The following is a 17515-nucleotide window of genomic DNA, read 5'->3' as shown; positions in this document are numbered from 1 at the left end:
TTAGAATTGAGCTACTTCTGTACTATCCTTCATAGCTACTGTGCTTGATGCTCCTGCCGTTACTGTATTCTGAACGGCATCGAAATAGGTTGTACCCACAAATCCTTGATGCTTCACTGCATTGAATCCATCCTTCTGAAGGGCAAACTCGCGTTCCTGCAATTCGGAATACCCGGCCATTCCCCTTTCCTTATAGGCCTTAGACAATTCGAACATACTCGTGTTTAGCGCGTGGAACCCTGCCAAGGTGATAAACTGAAACTTATACCCCATAGCCGCCAGCTCCTCTCGGAAGGTTTCCATTTCGGCCACACTCAATTTAGCGGCCCAATTAAAGGAAGGGGAACAGTTATAGGCTAGAATTTTCCCAGGATACTGAGCATGAATCGCCTCGGCAAATTGTCTGGCATATTCCAAATCGGGATTGGAAGTTTCCATCCAAAGCAAATCGGCATAAGGAGCATAACTCAATCCTCTGGCAATTCCCTGCTCAATACCGCTTTTCACCCGAAAGAAGCCTTCTTTGGTTCTTTCACCAGTGATAAATACTTCATCCCTATCATCGATATTACTAGTTAGCAATCCCGCCGAATCGGCATCCGTCCTTGCAATGATAACTGTAGGCACTCCCATCACATCGGCCGCCAATCGAGCAGCGACTAACTTATTGATGGCTTCTTGGGTAGGCACCAACACCTTTCCTCCGAGATGACCACATTTTTTTGCTGAACTTAACTGATCCTCGAAGTGAACTCCAGAAGTTCCGCTTTCGATCATGGACTTCATCAATTCAAAAGCATTTAAGTTTCCACCGAAACCAGCTTCTGCATCAGCAACTATGGGCACCAAATAGTCTAACTTATCTTCATTTCCATTCACACATTGTATCTGGTCGCGACGCAATAGAGCTTTATTAATTCGCTTAACGACAGAAGGCACACTATTGGCAGGATACAGGGACTGATCGGGATACATATCGCCCGCCAAGTTAGCATCGGCCGCAACCTGCCAACCACTTAAATAGATTGCTTCCAAACCAGCTTCCACTTCCTGCACTGCCTGATTTCCCGTCAAAGCACCCAAGCCAGCTACGAAGTCCTGATGTTGCAATTTGTTCCACAGTTTTTCTGCCCCTAAACGAGCAATACTGTGCTCCAATTTATAGGAGCCCTGAAGTTTTACAACTTCGGCCGCAGTGTAAGGCCTTTCAATGCCTTTCCAACGCGGATTCACCGTCCAATCTGTGACTAACTCTTGAATTCTGTCTTCAATTTTCATAATTTCGTATTACGTTATTTATTATTAATAATTAGATCCTGTTGATTGTGTCCGCAATCGCAGGATTGTTTTTTATAGGTATTTGTAAGCGGGTAGTGTCAAGAATTCTTCGAATCTTTCAGACAACACCAATTTGTCAAAAATCTCGATGGCCAATTTCAATTGGGTCGTATCCCGATTGTTGTTATTGAATTCGGCAAGTAACTTCTCCACTTCGTCTTCAAATAGTTCGATATAAACAAGAATGGTAAAGCGCAGTCCATTGTCCAGTTTCACTTCATTGTGAAACCATTGCCATAATTGAGTTCTGGATATTTCGGCTGTTGCAGCATCTTCCATCAGGTTGTAAAGAGCCACAGCTCCATAACCCCGTAACCAAGCTTCGGTGTACAAAATCCCCACATTAATGTTCTTTCTAACTCCAGCCTCCGTAATGGTTCCTTCGGGAACTTTAAGCAAATCCTTTTCAGTAATCTGAATATCGTCACGAGTGATGTGTAGCTGATTTGCCGTAGGCATGTGCTTATTGAATTCGTTCATGGCTACCGTTACCAAGGCGGGATGTGCTACCCAGGTACCGTCATGGCCATTTTTAACTTCCCGTTCTTTATCCTTCCGAACTTTTTCCAGCGCCAAGGCATTGGCTTCTTCATTGTTCTTAATGGGAATTTGGGCGGCCATTCCACCAATGGCCAGAATGCCTCTTTTATGGCACCGCTGAATCACCAATTTGGAATACGCATCCATAAAAGGCGAAGTCATCGTCACCTGATCCCGATTCGGCACGATAAATTCTGGGTGATTTCTAAATTTCTTGATGTATGAAAAGATATAGTCCCAACGGCCGCAGTTTAAACCAACGATATGATCCTTTAGTTCATATATGATCTCGTCCAATTGAAAACTTGCCGTGATGGTTTCCACCAAAACGGTAGCCTTGAAGGTACCCTGAGGTACTCCCAAGTATTCCTGCGCAAAGGTGAATACATCATTCCACCAACGTGCTTCCAGATAGTGTTCCAATTTGGGAAGGTAGAAGTAGGGAGCTGTTCCGTTTTCCATCAAAGTTCTTGTGTTATGGTACACATATAAACCGAAATCGACGAGACTTCCAGCAACTTCTTCATTGTTAACGATAAGATGTCTCTCATTTAAATGCAATCCTCTTGGACGGACCAGCAAAACGGCAGTTTCTTCCTTCAAACGATAGGACTTGTCCTTCTTGGTATCGAATAAGGAGATTGTTTTGCTAGTGGCATCCATTAGGTTTTGTTGCCCTTCGATCGTGTTCTTCCAAGTTGGGGCATTGCTATCTTCCAAGTCGGCCATAAAAGTTTTGGCGCCAGAATTCAATGCATTAATGATCATTTTCCGATCCACGGGTCCTGTGATCTCTACCCGTCTGTCCTGTAGATCGTGAGGAATCTCTGATGCCTTCCACTCCCCTTCCCTAATTTGTTGGGTTTCTCTGGGAAATTCGGGAAACTTACCCGTATCAAAAATCTTTTGTTGTTGTATACGCCTTTCCAAAAGCAATAATCGCTGGGCATTAAATTTTTCATGTAAGGCGGTTATAAAAGCCAAAGCCTCATCGGTGAGTACTTCGGGATAATAGTTCGTAACGGTCCTTGCGAAACCGATTTTGGGTTGTTGTAAGACTGTCTGTTCCATGATACTAGAAATTATACCACAATAGTAAAACAAAGATTTTGAAAAAACAAGCGAACGTTCGCTAAATATTATTTTTCGCAAAATATACATATTCGCAAAAAAGCATATATTTGTTCATATGGAAGAAGGTTATATTAAACTCATATTCGGGCTAAAGCTAAAACAGATAAGGACTGACAAGAATTTATCGCTTTTCGGATTGTCCAAGCTTACAGGATTATCGAAATCATATTTGAATGAAATTGAAAACGGAAAAAAATATCCCAAGCCCGATAAGATTGCTATTCTTTCAGACAAACTGGACGTGCCTTATGATCAGTTGGTGTCCTTAAAGCTGGATAAAAACCTAGCTCCTATTGGAGATTTGTTGCAATCCAAAATATTGAAAGAAATCCCTTTAGATCTGTTTGGCATTAAAGAAAGTGACCTTATCGATATTGTGGCCAATGCTCCGGCCAAAGTGAATGCCTTTATTAGTACCATTATTGAAATTGCACAGCATTACAACTTCAGTCGGGAGAGCTTTTTTCTGGCATCGGTACGATCTTTCCAAGAGGCCAACAACAATTACTTCGATGATTTAGAGCAAAGCGTGTTGAAATTCGCTAAGGCCTATCAAATAGGTCTTAATCAGCCAGTAGTTTCCAAAGATTTGGAAGAAATCCTGGTGGAAGAATACGGATATACTATTAAGGAAGACGAATTGGACAAGTATGAAGCACTTGGAAATTTGAGATCGGTCTTTGCTCCCAAAACCAAAACCCTATTGCTTACCAATGAAGTAGACGAAGCCCAACGCACCTTTATATACGCCAAGGAGCTCGCCTATAATTTCATGGGGGTCGAAGAACGCCTGTATACCTTTCCATGGATTAAGTTTGACACTTTCGACCAAGTACTGAATAATTTCTATGCCTCCTATTTCGCTGGTGCGCTTATTCTACCCAAATCGAAAATTACCACACAGCTCAATGAGATATTCGAAAAAGACACTTTCGATATCGCAGCATTCTTGGAAGCCTTGGGGGCTTTCAATGCCTCTCCGGAATCCTTTTATCAGCGACTCACGAATATTTTACCCAAAGAGTTCAATATTAAGAACCTGTTTTTCCTGCGGTTTACGCATAGAGCGAAAAGTGACCGATTCCGACTGAAAAAGGAGTTGCACCTATCCCATCAACATTCGCCCCATGCCAATGAAACTAACGAGCATTATTGCCGTCGTTGGGTCTCGTTAAAAGTGCTGAAAGACATTAGCAAATGCAAGAAGGATCACGAATTCGATATTCAGATTTCCAATTACCAAAAGGATGATATGAAGTATTTGGTACTTTCTTCGGCTACCAAAGATCCTTTTAAAGAAGATTACTACCGAAGCATCAGTATTGGCCTACTCATTAACAAGCAGCTGCAACGAAAGATTCAATTTTTGGAAGATCCTTCCATTACCACCCAAAATGTGGGTGTTACCTGCGAGCGTTGTTCTATTATAGATTGCAAGGTTCGAAAAGCACCAGCTACGGTATTGGAGAAAGTGAATAAAAACAAGAAGATCGAAACCATTGTACAGGAACTTACCGAAAAGTTCAATTCGTAAGCGGGAATTGGCCTTCTATTCCCCTCATTTTCATTTCTTAATATTCCCTACCTTTAGGGAAAACATAACCATCCATGAAACCTTCCATCCTCCTTTTCATTAGTTGCTTGTTCATTTTTTCTTGCAATCAACCCAAAGAAACCGCTATGACCGAAGACCAGCTCATCGCCAAGGCCAAAGACATACACGAACGGGTCATTACCCTGGACACCCACTGTGATATCAATGTGAAGAATTTCACCGATTCCATTAACTATACCCAAGAATTGGAAACCCAGGTAACCCTTCCGAAAATGAAAGCAGGTGGATTGGATGTGGCTTGGTTCATTGTTTATACTGGGCAAGATTCCCTTACAGACCAAGGTTTTGAAGTGGCTTACGAAAACGCCATAGCTAAGTTTACGGCCATCAATGATCTGGTAACTACATATGCTCCCAACGATATTGAATTGGCCACCACTTCTGAAGAGGTGCGTAGCATTCACGCCAAAGGAAAGAAAGTCGCGATGATCGGGATTGAAAATGGATATCCTGTGGGTATGGACATCACCAATGTAAAGAAGTTTTACGATATAGGTGGACGCTATATGTCCTTATCCCACAATGGACATAGTCAATTGTGCGATAGTAATACCGGGGAGGAAGATGATGTTTGGTTACACAATGGCCTGAGTGAGTTGGGGAAGGAAGTAGTAGCCGAAATGAACCGTTTGGGAATGATGATCGATGTATCCCACCCTTCCAAAGAATCCATGCGGCAAATGATCGAATTGACAAAAGCGCCCATTATCGCCTCCCATTCTTCAGCAAGGGCACTTTGTGATCACAGTCGGAATCTGGACGACGAACAATTGCAATGGATGAAGGAAAATGGCGGCGTGGTTCAAACCGTGGCTTTCAGAAGTTATCTGAATACTGAAAAATATGAAGCCCGTAACAAGGTGGTAAAGGGAATGCAGGAAAAAGTGATGGACTCCTTGGGGATGATGCTCTTATCTTGGTCTGAAGTGCGCAAGCTGGAACCAGAATACCGTGATTCGTATTATGCGGCGTATGAGGAAATGTCCCGCATCGTGAAAGCAAAAACCAAAACCATGACCGATCTACCACCGGAAGTAGACGTTGCCGACTTCGTGGACCATATTGATTACCTCGTGGAAAAGATGGGCTTGGAGCATGTCGGCATTAGCAGTGATTTTGATGGTGGAGGGGGAATTGAAGGTTGGGGTGATGCCTCAGAAACCTTCAATGTAACTTTAGAATTGGTCCGAAGAGGATATACTGAAGCCGAAATCGAAAAACTATGGAGCGGTAACTTATTGAGGGTATTGGACGAAGTACAGGCAGTAGCGGCAGAACTTCAAAAAGGATCATAAAAAAAAGGCTATCCTTTGTGGGATAGCCTTTTCTTTCCAGTATGGATAATCTTTAATTAATTGTTTCCAATCCTTCTTCCTGCCAAGAGGTAATTCCACCTTGCAGGTCGTATACCTTGGTAAAGCCCATATCCTTTAAGATAGAAGCGGCTTTAGCACTCCTACCTCCTTTTTTGCAATATACGTATACAGGCTTTTCCTTGTCCAAGGAAGCTACTTTTTCTTTAAAATCAGGACTGGTTACACAGATGTTTTGAGCATTTTTAAGATGGCTCACATCAAATTCATCCTTTGTTCTCACATCTACCAATTGTAAGTTCTCCTCTCCATAGACCGCTTCATAAACTTTCATTGCAGATACCATTTCAATTTCTCGGTCATTGGCCTGCTTGCAGGACCCGAGAAAGACAAAGCTGGCCATTAGGGCCATGAATAATATCCTTTTCATAACGGTTAGTTTATAGGGTTATGACCTCCCCTTCCCATTCCGTAATTCCTCCCATGAGGTTATAGGTATTTGAGAAACCCAATGAATTCAGAATCATACAAGCTTGGGCACTTCGCCCTCCAGATCTGCAATACACATAATAGTTCTTAGATTTGTCCAACTCTTGGGCTTCTTGCATAAAACCACCTGCATTCTGAATATCAATTTGTTTAGCATTGGGGATCATGCCTTCGGCCACTTCTAAGTCGGTACGAACATCCAAGATCATCGCATTGTCATCCTGCGCTAATTGTTCTGTCCATTGGCTTTGGGTAAGGTCTTGCATCGTGTTAATTTTTCCTTAAAATTACAAAATCTCTTATCAATAGACGTAAAAAATCCCGAAATGTTACAAAAACAAGTCGGGAAAAATGTTAAACAAAATAAATTTCTTTTTTTACACCTTAATAGAGCATCCTATTGCCTTGGTTTCCTTAACGGTTACTTCCTTTCCGTCGAGCAATTCGTAAATGGCATTTGACAAGAAACGCTCCTTAACACCAGAGGCATTTCGTACGTTGTCATCTATGGCTCCAATGTACTTCACAATGTTCTTATTATTCTCTTTATGAAGCAAATACACATGCGGGGTTTTCTTGGCTCCGTACTGAGCATACACTGATTTGGATTCGTCATACAGATATGGGAATGTAAATCCTTTATCGGCTGCTTTTTGTTTCATCTTCGCGAAGGTATCCGCCGGTTGAACAGCTGGATCGTTAGGGTTAATCGCGATTACCGGGAATCCTTTTGGCTTAAATTCGGCATCCAATGCAATAATTCGATCCTCACTGGCCACTGCATAAGGACAGGTGTTACAGGTAAAAATAACGATAAAGCCCAGAGCATCAGGATAATCCTCATAAGACACCATGGTATCGTCCACATTCAATAAATTAATTCCAGCGGCTTCATCGCCAATACTGTAACCATCGACGGAAACAGGGTTCGATACTTCCTCGTTGTGGGAAGAATTGATAAATGCCGAAAATGCAATAAAGGACACTAGCACTGCGGCCACCTCTAGGGTAAGTAACTTTTTTAGTTTCATGGTTCTTTTATTTATAGTGATATAACTTCTTTTTCTAATTCTTCGTAGGTGAAGGACTGTTCGTAGAACTTACTTTTTTCCTTATTCAATATAATGGTAGCTGGGATCGCACCGCTCCATTTGGGATTCACTTTAGGAATCCATGTATTGGCATCGGGATCATCCAACAACACCACTTCCGATTCCAATCCCTTCTTTTCAATAAACGGAATTACCGCCTTCTCTACATGCTCGGGAAAATCCAGGCTTACCAACACCACTTTCACCTTATTGGCTGCGTGATTTTCGCGCAATTGTTCGAAAGCAGGAAGCTCTTTCACACAAGGCTTGCACCATGTGGCCCAAAAATTGATAACATAGGTAGAGTCACTTTCAACCTTAAAATACGTTTCTTCCAATTCGTCGAAATTGTATGTAGGAATTAGTGATGAAGCAACCGGAGGATTCTCTTGGATTTCAGTTTCAACGGAAGCAACATTTTCAGCGGCTTCTTTTTCAGGAGTTTCTTTGCAACCTAGAAACAACAGTAAAGCCAGTGAACAAAGGGATAAAAATTTCATAAGCTAAAAATAGTAAAGTCCTAGATACGAAACCTTTATTTAACATATCCTTATTACCCTATGGTAGTATTCACTTCAGAAAAATTAAAATCGTGTTAAAGTGATTGTAAATTCAAAAATCATACTTACATTTGTACCTACAACAATTGTAGATACATTAATGACAATCGAAGAGGCCATAAAGTCCACCGTAAAGATACCGCTTCCCGCAAGAACGGTAATCAATATCATGTATACTTCTCGGTACATTGAAAAAAGTATCGATCGCTTTAAGACACGCGATATTACCATGCAGCAGTACAATGTACTTCGCATCTTACGAGGGCAAAAAGGAAATCCGGCCAACCTATCGACCCTTCAGGAACGCATGATCGATAAGAGCAGCAATACGACCCGATTGGTGGATAAATTGATCGTAAAAGAACTCGTAGAACGACGTGTATGTGAACAAAACCGCAGAAAGGTTGAAATTTTCATTACAGAAAAGGGACTACAATTATTAAAGGACTTGGATCCTGTAACCGACGAAGCTAACAAAGAAATACTAAAACACCTTACCAAAGACGAACAAGAAACTTTAAATACACTACTAGATAAATTAAGAAGCAATGAATAACTCAAAAACAAACAACATGAAAAAGACACTTAAAATCGTATTAGTAGCGCTTATTGCTACATCTTTTACCGCCTTCACACCACCTGTGGTCAAGAAAATGAAGGTTAAGGAGAGCTCTATTACTTGGATTGGAAGAAAAGTGACTGGAAAGCATACGGGAACTATCAATCTTAAGGAAGGATACCTAGAAATGGATAACGATCGTATTGTGGGTGGAGAATTCGTAATCGATATGACCAGCCTACAGGTAACCGATCTTAAAGCTGGAAAAGGAAAAGAGAAATTGGAAGGTCACCTAAGCAGTGATGACTTCTTTGGTGTGGCCAATCACCCTACAGCTACCCTGGTAATCGCCGGTAGTTCTAAAACAGGTAACACCTATGCTGTAGAAGGTAGTATTACCATTAAAGGGGTAACAAAGCCCATTAGTTTCAAAATGGACATGAATGGTAACAATGCCACTGCCAAAGTAAGCATTGACCGCACCAAATTTGGAATTAAATACGGATCTGGAAGCTTTTTCGACAACTTGGGAAACAAAGCAATTAAAGATCTTTTCGACCTAGCGGTTGACCTACAATTTTAATTTATTTTTCATTTGTCATTTAAAATATCATTTCTATATTTGAACCAACAATGCAAATGAACAATACTCATACTTGGTGGTGGAAAAACTTACGTCGAATGTCGTGAGCATAACCACTAGTGTGAAAAAATATACACGAAGGCTTATCATCACGATAAGCCTTTTTTATTTCAACAAAACATGAAATACAACTTAAAAACACATTCAAAAAGACTATTGGCAGACACGCTCACCCCAGTATCTGTCTACCTTAGGCTGCGGGATAAGTTTCCAAATAGCCTGTTGTTGGAAAGTAGCGACTATCGTGCCAACGACAACACTTTTAGCTATGTATGCTTTAATCCGATTTCCTCCTTCCAAGTGGCAAATGAAAAGGTGATTCAGAAGTTTCCCGACGGGAGTCGTTTAGCATCGGAGATTGATGCAAATACAGAGGTGACCGAACTCATGAATGCCTTTGCCGCCTCTTTTGAATGTGAAGCGTCGGAAAAATTCAAGTTCATTCACAACGGGCTTTTCGGTTATATGGCCTACGATGCAGTTCGCTATTTCGAGAATATTGAAATCTCCAAAAAGGAAGGCGATCTGGAAATCCCCGACCTCTATTACGCTATCTATCAAAACATCATCGCCATTAATCATTTCAATAACGAAGCCTATATCTTTTCCCATTGTTACGAGAGTGAAAGCAATATTGGACAGATAGAACAGTTATTGCGATCCAAAAATTTCGCGGAGTATCCCTTCACCAAAAATGGAGCACCCAAAACCAATATAGATGATGAAGGCTTCAAACAATTGGTGCGCACCTGCAAAGAACATTGTGCTCGAGGCGATGTGTTCCAAATAGTGCCTAGTAAACGTTTTACCCAAGGCTTCGAAGGGGATGAATTCAACGTATATCGCGCCTTACGAAGTGTAAACCCTTCTCCGTATCTATTCTATTTCGATTACGGCAACTTCAAAATTTTTGGAAGTTCCCCAGAAGCGCAATTGGTTGTAAAAGACGATCGTGCCGAAATACATCCCATCGCAGGGACCTTTAAAAGAACAGGGAATGACGAACAAGATGCAGCCCTGGCAAAGGAACTGGCGGCCGATGAAAAAGAAAACAGCGAGCATGTCATGCTCGTAGATCTTGCCCGCAATGATCTAAGCCGCCATGGAAGCGATGTGAAGGTTGAGACCTACCGAGAGGTGCAATTCTTTTCGCATGTCATTCATTTGGTAAGCAAAGTAACCGCGCTTAAAAATCCGGATACCCCTACCCTTCAGATTGTAGCAGACACTTTTCCAGCGGGAACGCTAAGTGGCGCTCCCAAACACAGGGCCATGCAATTGTTGGAGCAATACGAAAATGTGAACCGCGATTTTTACGGAGGAGCGATTGGTTTTATGGATTTCAACGGCAACTTCAACCATGCCATCATTATCCGGTCCTTTGTAAGCAAAGATCATCAGTTACATTTTCAAGCCGGGGCAGGTATTGTAAGTGAAAGCAATGAAGAAAAAGAATTACAAGAAGTGTATAACAAATTAGGAGCCTTGCTCCGTGCCTTAGAATTGGCAGAAACCCTATAACATGAAAGTACTGGTAATAGACAATTACGACAGTTTTGTATACAATTTGGTTCATTATCTCGAAGAATTGGATGTAGAGGTAACCGTAAAAAGAAACGACCAGTTTCAATTGGACGAGGTAGCCAATTACGATAAGATATTGTTATCGCCTGGTCCTGGCATTCCCGATGAAGCCGGTCTATTAAAAGATGTCATTGAAGCCTACGCAGGTAAAATCCCAATCTTGGGGGTTTGTCTCGGTCAGCAGGCCATTGGGGAAGTATTCGGTGGATCGATCATCAACCTAAGTGAAGTTTTCCATGGTGTTGCTACAAAAGCAACCCTTCTAGTGAACGATGAACCCTTGTTTAAAGGCTTGGACCAAGAAATTGAAATTGGCCGTTACCATTCTTGGGTAGTTTCTAAAGAAGACTTTCCAGCAGCATTGGAAATCACTTCCATAGACGAAAACGGACAAATCATGTCCCTGCGCCATCGGGATTTCGATATTCGTGGAGTACAGTTTCATCCGGAAAGTGTGCTTACTCCCAAAGGAAAACAAATGATCAAAAACTGGGTGGCCGCCTAAAATAGATGACCATGAAAAAAATTCTGAACAGACTCATCAACCACGAACAACTCACCAAGGAAGAGGCGAGAAATGTACTAGTCTCCATTAGTGAAGGGGCCTATAATTCCAGTCAGATTGCCGCCTTCATTACCGTTTATATGATGCGAAGCATCGCTTTGGAAGAATTGGAAGGTTTTAGGGACGCCCTTCTAGAACTATGCGTTCCCGTCGATGTCGCCGATTACAACACCATCGATCTTTGCGGTACGGGAGGGGACGGAAAAAACACCTTCAATATCTCTACCCTAGCCTCATTTGTCACGGCAGGAGCTGGAGTGAAGGTTACCAAGCATGGAAATTATGGGGTTTCTTCCATTAGTGGAAGCAGCAACGTAATGGAACAATTAGGGATAAAATTCAGCAATGAAAGGGACTATCTAAAAAGGTCTCTGGACGAAGCAGGTATTTGTATTTTGCATGCTCCCCTATTTCACCCAGCCATGAAAAACGTGGCACCCATCCGTCGTGAACTGGGTGTAAAAACCTTCTTCAATATGCTCGGTCCTATGGTAAATCCAGCGTTCCCGAAAAACCAATTGGTAGGGGTTTTCAATTTGGAGTTGGCCCGTATGTATGGCTATCTCTATCAAAAAGGCACCAAAAACTTTGCAGTACTTCACGCGATGGATGGTTATGATGAAGTTTCATTAACAGGCCCCGTGAAGATGATTTCCAATGTCACGGAAAAGGTCTTACTTCCTGAAACATTTGGTGTAAAACGAATTCAGCAAAGTGATATCTATGGCGGTGAAACCGTGGAGAGTTCTGCTCAAATATTTACCGACATCCTTAATGGAAAAGGCACCGAAGCCCAAAACAATGTCGTTTGTGCCAATGCGGGGCTGGCCATTTCAACAGTAAATGGATCTTCCATTATCGATGGATTCGAAAAGGCAAAAGAAAGTCTGCTATCGGGCAATGCCTTAAAAACATTGAAAAAACTACAGGAATTAAGCGCTAACTAAATGACCATACTCGAAAAAATAACCGCCTATAAACGCAAGGAAGTCGAAGCCAAGAAAGAGGCATTTCCGCTTTCTATCATCGAAAGCTTGCCTTACTATGAAAGGGACTGTATTTCTATGGCCCATTCCATCCGAAATTCGAACACGGGTATTATTGCCGAGCACAAAAGACGCTCGCCAAGCAAGTCGGTCATTAATGATAAAGTATTATTACCCGAAGTAGTAAAGGGATACGAAAATGCAGGGGTGAGTGCCATTTCTATACTTACCGACACTAAATTCTTCGGAGGTTCCTTAGAAGATTTGGTATTGGCACGACATTCGGTGTCCATTCCTTTATTGCGCAAAGAGTTTATCGTAGATCCTTATCAAATACACGAAGCAAAAGCTCATGGCGCCGATGCGATTTTATTGATTGCGGCCTGTCTTTCTGAAGAAGAATTGAAATCCTTTTCGGCCTTAGCCAAGGAATTGGGATTGGATGTCCTTCTCGAAGTACACAACGAAGTAGAACTCAACAAATCCCTACATCCCACAGTGGACTTATTAGGAGTTAATAATAGAAACTTAAAAACCTTCGAGGTTTCTTTGGATACGAGTAAAGCACTATCAGAAAAGATCCCAAATGAATTTGTGAAGGTTTCCGAAAGTGGCATCAGTAGCCTCAAAGCCATCAACGAGCTGAGACAATACGGATTCCAAGGGTTTCTCATGGGTGAATACTTTATGAAAAGCGATCACCCTGGAAATAAAGCAAAAGAATTTATAGATCATCTGTAATGGACCTTCGACTCAAAATATGTGGAATGAAACACAACACGGCTGCCGTAGACGAGTTGCGACCCGACTACTTGGGATTCATTTTCTATGAAAAAAGTCCCAGGAATTTCGATCGGGAATCCATATCGGATACGCGAACGTCCAAAAGAGTCGGAGTGTTTGTAGATGCTTCCATCGAATTCATTATCGAAAAAACAAAGCAGTTCGGGTTTGATGTCATTCAGCTTCACGGTGAAGAATCGGATCGTTATTGCTGGGTATTAAAAGATCAGCTTGCTTCGGAAGCGGTTGAACTGTGGAAAGTTTTTTCCATTAAAGACACCTTCGATTTTAAAATCCTGCAATCCTACGAATCGGTGGTCGACAAATACTTGTTCGATACCAAAGGCAAGGAAAAAGGAGGCAATGGGTATACCTTCGATTGGTCCGTACTAAAGGACTATCCCAGTAAAAAGCCTTTCGTCTTAAGTGGAGGGATTGGTTTAGAGGAAATGGACAAGGTACGAGCTCTTTTACAAACCGATCTACCCATTTACGCCATTGATGTAAACAGCCGGTTCGAAGTGAAACCCGGCCTTAAAGATATTTCAGCATTAAAAAAATTGAATCATGAATTACAACGTTAACGAAAAAGGATACTACGGAGAATTTGGTGGCGCCTATATCCCAGAAATGCTATATCCCAATGTAGAGGAACTGCGTCAACAATACCTAAGCATCACCGCAGAAGAAGGCTTTCAGAAAGAATTTCGCCAGTTGTTGCGAGACTATGTCGGGAGACCAACCCCGCTCTACTTTGCCGAACGTTTTTCAGAAAAATACAACACCAAGGTTTATTTAAAACGTGAGGACCTTTGTCATACTGGAGCCCATAAAGTAAACAATACCATTGGACAGATTCTATTGGCCAAGCGACTGGGTAAAAACCGCATCATCGCGGAAACGGGTGCTGGGCAGCATGGTGTGGCAACCGCTACGGTCTGCGCCTTGATGGGACTGGAGTGTATTGTATATATGGGTGAGATCGACATTAAGCGGCAAGCCCCCAATGTGGCCCGAATGAAAATGCTGGGTGCAACTGTGGTCCCAGCGACCAGCGGAAGTAAAACCTTAAAGGATGCCACCAACGAAGCCATTCGCGATTGGATCAATAACCCAGTAGATACCCATTACATCATAGGCAGTGTTGTTGGGCCGCATCCCTATCCCGATATGGTGGCTCGTTTCCAAAGCGTTATTAGTGAAGAAACCCAAAAGCAATTGCTGGAAAAAGAAGGACGTGAGCGACCCGATTATGTAGTGGCATGTGTTGGAGGAGGAAGTAATGCCGCGGGCATCTATTACCACTATCTCAATGAACCTGAAGTGGGCATCATCGCGGTAGAAGCCGCAGGAAAGGGTATCGACACGGGAGAAAGTGCAGCAACTTCCGCCTTAGGGAAAATGGGAATCATTCATGGGAGCAAAACGCTATTGATGCAGACGGCAGATGGTCAAATCACCGAACCGTATTCCATTTCGGCAGGTTTGGATTATCCGGGAGTAGGCCCCATGCATGCACATTTGTTTGCTAGCGGCCGCGGTGAATTCATTTCCATCACCGACGAGAACGCTATGAAAGCAGGATTGGAACTTTGCAAACTCGAAGGGATCATTCCCGCTATAGAAAGCAGTCATGCCTTGGCCATTTTCGAACAGCGAAAATTTAAGGAAGACGATGTGGTCGTATTAAACTTAAGTGGCCGTGGGGACAAGGACCTTAACACTTATATAAATTATTTTAATCTCTAGCCAGAGGGGATTTCCTGATCTAAATAGAAGTATATGAATAGAATCAACCAAAAACTTCAAGAAGATAAAAAGCTATTGTCCATTTACTTTACTGCTGGTTTTCCTGCCTTGGAAGACACGGTGCCTATACTAAAGCAATTAGAACAATCGGGAGTGGATATGGTAGAAATAGGCCTCCCTTTTAGCGATCCATTGGCCGATGGCCCTACCATTCAAGAAAGTTCTACCCAAGCTTTGAATAACGGAATGACCACCCAAAAGCTTTTTGATCAGTTAGCAGCTGTTCGGGAGCATATCTCCATTCCTTTAATCCTTATGGGGTATTTCAACCCTGTTTTACAATACGGTGTGGAAGCCTTCTGTGCGAAATGCCAAGAAATTGGAATCGATGGGCTCATTCTTCCTGATCTTCCCTTGGCCGAATACCAAGAGCACTACCAATCCATATTTGAGCAATACGGACTTATCAATGTGTTTTTAATCACCCCTCAGACGTCTGAGGCACGCATACGACAGATAGATGAGGCTTCCAACGGTTTCATTTATATGGTAAGTAGTGCGAGTACCACGGGTGCCAAAGACGGTTTTGGCGAAGAACAAGCTAATTATTTTGATAGAATCGCCCGCATGGAACTTAACAGCCAGCAGATCGTCGGATTCGGAATTAGCAATGCTTCCACTTTTCAGGCGGCTACCGAAAAATCGAAAGGGGCTATTATAGGAAGTGCTTTCATAAAATCATTGCGAAAAGAAGGTGTTTCTGGCATACAAAACTTTGTGTCCTCAATTCGGTAAAGACATAACTAACTTAGGTATATTCCGAACATAGGAAGACAAAAGAAAGGGGTGCCAGATGGCACCCCTTTTCCTATAAAACAATGGAGCTATTGTTTATTTTATGATTTTATCCACGGCCGTTCTACCATTGACTTCCACCTGTACAAAGTAGGTTCCAGTGGTCATTTGTGACATATCTATGGTTGTAGTGAGCGCATCAATGTTAGCAGTATATACTTGCTGCCCCAATAGGTTGTAGACAGTGACGTTAGAGATCGCTTCTCTTGCTTGAACGTTCAATCGATCTTTAACCGGGTTAGGATGCATAGAAACCCCAATTGTCTCAAGGTCACTTATCCCTCCAGTACAGAAATCACAGAATTCCACATCATCAATATAGTACTCATTGTTTGGTCCCACAGAGAAGAAGTTTAAACCCCCCAATGATGTAGGAACAGTTCCTCCTGAATCAGTGAAAGCAGTTCCCGGAGGAATTACTTCATTACCGTCAACATACATGAACCAAGTTGCCGTAGAGATTCCACCAGAGATATCCCATCCCATGTAGATTCTAAACCACTGGTCGTGTGGGAAGGTGAAAGTAACAGCTCCTAAAGCAGAGTTGTCAATTTGTCCTTCACCAGGTGTAAGCAAGTCTCCGTTGAAAGGAATGTTTCCTACCACCCACTCCCCACCTGCAATCGGGGTGACCCCTTGAATGTTGAAATAGGCTTCCCGGTTACTAGGCACATAGTACCAAAAGCTTAGGTACCAAGTCCCGAAGATTTTGTTACCCAAGTCCAGTACAGGATCGATAACGTCTCCTGCTCCAGGATCAGATGGACGTACATAGAAAGACAAACTTCCACTGTAGGCCTGAGCACTGCTTGCTTGTCCGGCGGTAGAACAATCGGAGAACCAGTCGATCCACCACTCGTTAGGTCCCGGGGTGCTACATACATCAGCCCCATCTGTTTCACCCTCAAGATTATCGAAGAACGGGTCAATCTGAGCACTCATATTAAAAGCAAAGAATGCTGTTAGCAAAAGCAATAGATAATTTTTTCTCATAATAAATAAATTTAAAGTTTAATGTACTTTAATATACGTTTTTCGCAGTAGAAACCGCTAAGAAGACCTTGCTGATATGCAAAAATTTGTGTCTTCGATGGGGCAAATACATAACTACTAAAGGATTTGCTTTTTTTTATTAACTTTAGTAACACTCTATAAAACAAATACATATGGGAAAAGGAGACAAAAAAACGAAAAGGGGAAAAATCATTATGGGAACTTCGGGCAGACTTCGTCCTAAAAAGAAGCGAAAAAAAACCGCTGCGGCTCCTGCTAAGAAAAAGTAGTTTTCCTCCTCCTAAAAAAATAAAGAACCCCCTTCGTTTCCAAAGGGGGTTCTTACATTAACTAACTATCATAATCCTCATTCTTTCACTAATCTTTTCACCGTAGCGGCACCTTCGTCACTGGTGATCAGTACCATGTACACTCCCGTTGCCAGGGTGGACACGTCTATGGCCTTCTCCTGTTGCATGTCGCTAAGGTCGATGGTCTGGATGTGCCTACCGTTGGTGTCGTAGATCGCCGCCTGGTCCAACAGGATGTTGGCCGTGTTGGCAAGGTTCACCACGCTCTCCGCTGGGTTCGGGTAGATGCTGATGGCATTGTCAAGCACCGTGTCCTCAAGACCAAGTACGCTCTCCACCGTAAGCTCGAAGGTACAGGTAGATACGTTCCCGTACTCGTCCTCGGCCGTCAGGGTGATCGTATAGGT

The 17515-nt window shown here is 42.4% G+C and carries 20 protein-coding genes; 12 read left to right on the top strand and 8 right to left on the bottom strand.

Annotated elements, in window-relative coordinates; translation table 11 throughout:
• Positions 1–1278: an isocitrate lyase gene (gene aceA / locus POV27_RS10260; protein ID WP_272862679.1), complete on the bottom strand. Its 1278-nt coding sequence runs from the start codon at positions 1276–1278 to the stop codon at positions 1–3.
• A gap of 72 nt (positions 1279–1350) precedes the next feature.
• The gene (gene aceB, locus POV27_RS10255; RefSeq protein WP_272862678.1) at positions 1351–2949 is read right to left on the bottom strand and encodes a malate synthase A; all 1599 of its coding nucleotides are present in this window, start codon (positions 2947–2949) and stop codon (positions 1351–1353) included.
• A gap of 118 nt (positions 2950–3067) precedes the next feature.
• On the opposite strand from aceB, the gene POV27_RS10250 reads away from it, so the two are divergent.
• On the top strand, positions 3068–4546 hold the full coding sequence (locus POV27_RS10250) for a helix-turn-helix domain-containing protein (RefSeq protein WP_272862677.1): 1479 nt from the start codon (positions 3068–3070) through the stop codon (positions 4544–4546).
• A gap of 74 nt (positions 4547–4620) precedes the next feature.
• Positions 4621–5922 (top strand): dipeptidase, encoded by a 1302-nt coding sequence (locus tag POV27_RS10245; RefSeq protein WP_272862676.1) that lies wholly within the window; start codon positions 4621–4623, stop codon positions 5920–5922.
• Between the two features lie 52 nt (positions 5923–5974).
• Here POV27_RS10245 and POV27_RS10240 read toward each other — a convergent pair whose 3' ends face one another.
• From POV27_RS10240 to POV27_RS10225, 4 genes are all read right to left on the bottom strand, one after another.
• Positions 5975–6370, bottom strand: a complete 396-nt coding sequence (locus tag POV27_RS10240; protein ID WP_272862675.1) for a rhodanese-like domain-containing protein — start codon at positions 6368–6370, stop codon at positions 5975–5977.
• A gap of 10 nt (positions 6371–6380) precedes the next feature.
• Positions 6381–6695 carry a rhodanese-like domain-containing protein gene (locus POV27_RS10235; protein WP_272862674.1) on the bottom strand — a complete coding sequence of 105 codons (315 nt, stop codon included), beginning with the start codon at positions 6693–6695 and terminating at the stop codon, positions 6381–6383.
• A 111-nt stretch (positions 6696–6806) separates the two neighbouring features.
• On the bottom strand, positions 6807–7460 hold the full coding sequence (locus POV27_RS10230; RefSeq protein WP_272862673.1) for a thioredoxin family protein: 654 nt from the start codon (positions 7458–7460) through the stop codon (positions 6807–6809).
• Between the two features lie 11 nt (positions 7461–7471).
• Positions 7472–8020, bottom strand: a complete 549-nt coding sequence (locus POV27_RS10225) for a TlpA disulfide reductase family protein (RefSeq protein ID WP_272862672.1) — start codon at positions 8018–8020, stop codon at positions 7472–7474.
• Positions 8021–8180: 160 nt separating this feature from the next.
• Between POV27_RS10225 and POV27_RS10220 the strand changes: the two genes are divergently transcribed.
• The 9 genes from POV27_RS10220 (at position 8181) to trpA (ending at position 15744) form a co-directional block, all read left to right on the top strand.
• Positions 8181–8636, top strand: a complete 456-nt coding sequence (locus tag POV27_RS10220) for a MarR family winged helix-turn-helix transcriptional regulator (RefSeq protein ID WP_272862671.1) — start codon at positions 8181–8183, stop codon at positions 8634–8636.
• 16 nt (positions 8637–8652) lie between these two features.
• The gene (locus tag POV27_RS10215; protein WP_272862670.1) at positions 8653–9222 is read left to right on the top strand and encodes a YceI family protein; all 570 of its coding nucleotides are present in this window, start codon (positions 8653–8655) and stop codon (positions 9220–9222) included.
• A gap of 180 nt (positions 9223–9402) precedes the next feature.
• Complete coding sequence (locus POV27_RS10210; protein ID WP_272862669.1) at positions 9403–10803, top strand: anthranilate synthase component I family protein; 1401 nt, start codon at positions 9403–9405, stop codon at positions 10801–10803.
• Position 10804: 1 nt separating this feature from the next.
• Positions 10805–11371: an anthranilate synthase component II gene (locus POV27_RS10205; RefSeq protein ID WP_272862668.1), complete on the top strand. Its 567-nt coding sequence runs from the start codon at positions 10805–10807 to the stop codon at positions 11369–11371.
• Between the two features lie 11 nt (positions 11372–11382).
• A complete protein-coding gene (gene trpD, locus POV27_RS10200; protein ID WP_272862667.1) occupies positions 11383–12378 on the top strand; it encodes an anthranilate phosphoribosyltransferase in 996 nt (331 codons plus the stop codon).
• On the top strand, positions 12379–13158 hold the full coding sequence (gene trpC / locus POV27_RS10195; RefSeq protein WP_272862666.1) for an indole-3-glycerol phosphate synthase TrpC: 780 nt from the start codon (positions 12379–12381) through the stop codon (positions 13156–13158).
• A gap of 26 nt (positions 13159–13184) precedes the next feature.
• A complete protein-coding gene (locus POV27_RS10190; protein ID WP_272862665.1) occupies positions 13185–13784 on the top strand; it encodes a phosphoribosylanthranilate isomerase in 600 nt (199 codons plus the stop codon).
• Positions 13768–14949 (top strand): tryptophan synthase subunit beta, encoded by a 1182-nt coding sequence (gene trpB, locus POV27_RS10185; RefSeq protein ID WP_272862664.1) that lies wholly within the window; start codon positions 13768–13770, stop codon positions 14947–14949. Before POV27_RS10190 ends, trpB begins: the two co-directional genes overlap by 17 nt.
• Before the next feature lie 33 nt (positions 14950–14982).
• Positions 14983–15744: a tryptophan synthase subunit alpha gene (trpA, locus tag POV27_RS10180; RefSeq protein WP_272862663.1), complete on the top strand. Its 762-nt coding sequence runs from the start codon at positions 14983–14985 to the stop codon at positions 15742–15744.
• Positions 15745–15840: 96 nt separating this feature from the next.
• On the opposite strand, the gene POV27_RS10175 is transcribed toward trpA, so the two are convergent.
• Positions 15841–16797, bottom strand: coding sequence for a T9SS type A sorting domain-containing protein (locus POV27_RS10175; RefSeq protein ID WP_272862662.1), 957 nt, complete (start codon positions 16795–16797; stop codon positions 15841–15843).
• A gap of 173 nt (positions 16798–16970) precedes the next feature.
• Between POV27_RS10175 and POV27_RS10170 the strand changes: the two genes are divergently transcribed.
• Positions 16971–17087 (top strand): 30S ribosomal protein THX, encoded by a 117-nt coding sequence (locus tag POV27_RS10170; RefSeq protein ID WP_272862661.1) that lies wholly within the window; start codon positions 16971–16973, stop codon positions 17085–17087.
• Positions 17088–17164: 77 nt separating this feature from the next.
• Here the strand turns inward: POV27_RS10170 and POV27_RS10165 are convergent.
• Positions 17165–17515, bottom strand: a 351-nt coding sequence (locus POV27_RS10165) for a T9SS type A sorting domain-containing protein (protein ID WP_272862660.1), incomplete at its 5' end; no start/stop codon positions are given.

The organism is Aureisphaera galaxeae, from assembly GCF_028561275.1.
Classification (GTDB): Bacteria; Bacteroidota; Bacteroidia; order Flavobacteriales; family Flavobacteriaceae; genus Aureisphaera; species Aureisphaera galaxeae.
This window is presented reverse-complemented; position numbering and strand designations above follow the sequence as displayed.

What these genes read in the sequence shown, in the direction of transcription:
- aceA (WP_272862679.1), bottom strand. Translation starts at nt 1,278, where the DNA reads ATGAAAATTGAAGACAGAATTCAAGAGTTAGTCACAGATTGGACGGTG.
- aceB (WP_272862678.1), bottom strand. Translation starts at nt 2,949, where the DNA reads ATGGAACAGACAGTCTTACAACAACCCAAAATCGGTTTCGCAAGGACC.
- POV27_RS10250 (WP_272862677.1), top strand. Translation starts at nt 3,068, where the DNA reads ATGGAAGAAGGTTATATTAAACTCATATTCGGGCTAAAGCTAAAACAG.
- POV27_RS10245 (WP_272862676.1), top strand. Translation starts at nt 4,621, where the DNA reads ATGAAACCTTCCATCCTCCTTTTCATTAGTTGCTTGTTCATTTTTTCT.
- POV27_RS10240 (WP_272862675.1), bottom strand. Translation starts at nt 6,370, where the DNA reads ATGAAAAGGATATTATTCATGGCCCTAATGGCCAGCTTTGTCTTTCTC.
- POV27_RS10235 (WP_272862674.1), bottom strand. Translation starts at nt 6,695, where the DNA reads ATGCAAGACCTTACCCAAAGCCAATGGACAGAACAATTAGCGCAGGAT.
- POV27_RS10230 (WP_272862673.1), bottom strand. Translation starts at nt 7,460, where the DNA reads ATGAAACTAAAAAAGTTACTTACCCTAGAGGTGGCCGCAGTGCTAGTG.
- POV27_RS10225 (WP_272862672.1), bottom strand. Translation starts at nt 8,020, where the DNA reads ATGAAATTTTTATCCCTTTGTTCACTGGCTTTACTGTTGTTTCTAGGT.
- POV27_RS10220 (WP_272862671.1), top strand. Translation starts at nt 8,181, where the DNA reads ATGACAATCGAAGAGGCCATAAAGTCCACCGTAAAGATACCGCTTCCC.
- POV27_RS10215 (WP_272862670.1), top strand. Translation starts at nt 8,653, where the DNA reads ATGAAAAAGACACTTAAAATCGTATTAGTAGCGCTTATTGCTACATCT.
- POV27_RS10210 (WP_272862669.1), top strand. Translation starts at nt 9,403, where the DNA reads ATGAAATACAACTTAAAAACACATTCAAAAAGACTATTGGCAGACACG.
- POV27_RS10205 (WP_272862668.1), top strand. Translation starts at nt 10,805, where the DNA reads ATGAAAGTACTGGTAATAGACAATTACGACAGTTTTGTATACAATTTG.
- trpD (WP_272862667.1), top strand. Translation starts at nt 11,383, where the DNA reads ATGAAAAAAATTCTGAACAGACTCATCAACCACGAACAACTCACCAAG.
- trpC (WP_272862666.1), top strand. Translation starts at nt 12,379, where the DNA reads ATGACCATACTCGAAAAAATAACCGCCTATAAACGCAAGGAAGTCGAA.
- POV27_RS10190 (WP_272862665.1), top strand. Translation starts at nt 13,185, where the DNA reads ATGAAACACAACACGGCTGCCGTAGACGAGTTGCGACCCGACTACTTG.
- trpB (WP_272862664.1), top strand. Translation starts at nt 13,768, where the DNA reads ATGAATTACAACGTTAACGAAAAAGGATACTACGGAGAATTTGGTGGC.
- trpA (WP_272862663.1), top strand. Translation starts at nt 14,983, where the DNA reads ATGAATAGAATCAACCAAAAACTTCAAGAAGATAAAAAGCTATTGTCC.
- POV27_RS10175 (WP_272862662.1), bottom strand. Translation starts at nt 16,797, where the DNA reads ATGAGAAAAAATTATCTATTGCTTTTGCTAACAGCATTCTTTGCTTTT.
- POV27_RS10170 (WP_272862661.1), top strand. Translation starts at nt 16,971, where the DNA reads ATGGGAAAAGGAGACAAAAAAACGAAAAGGGGAAAAATCATTATGGGA.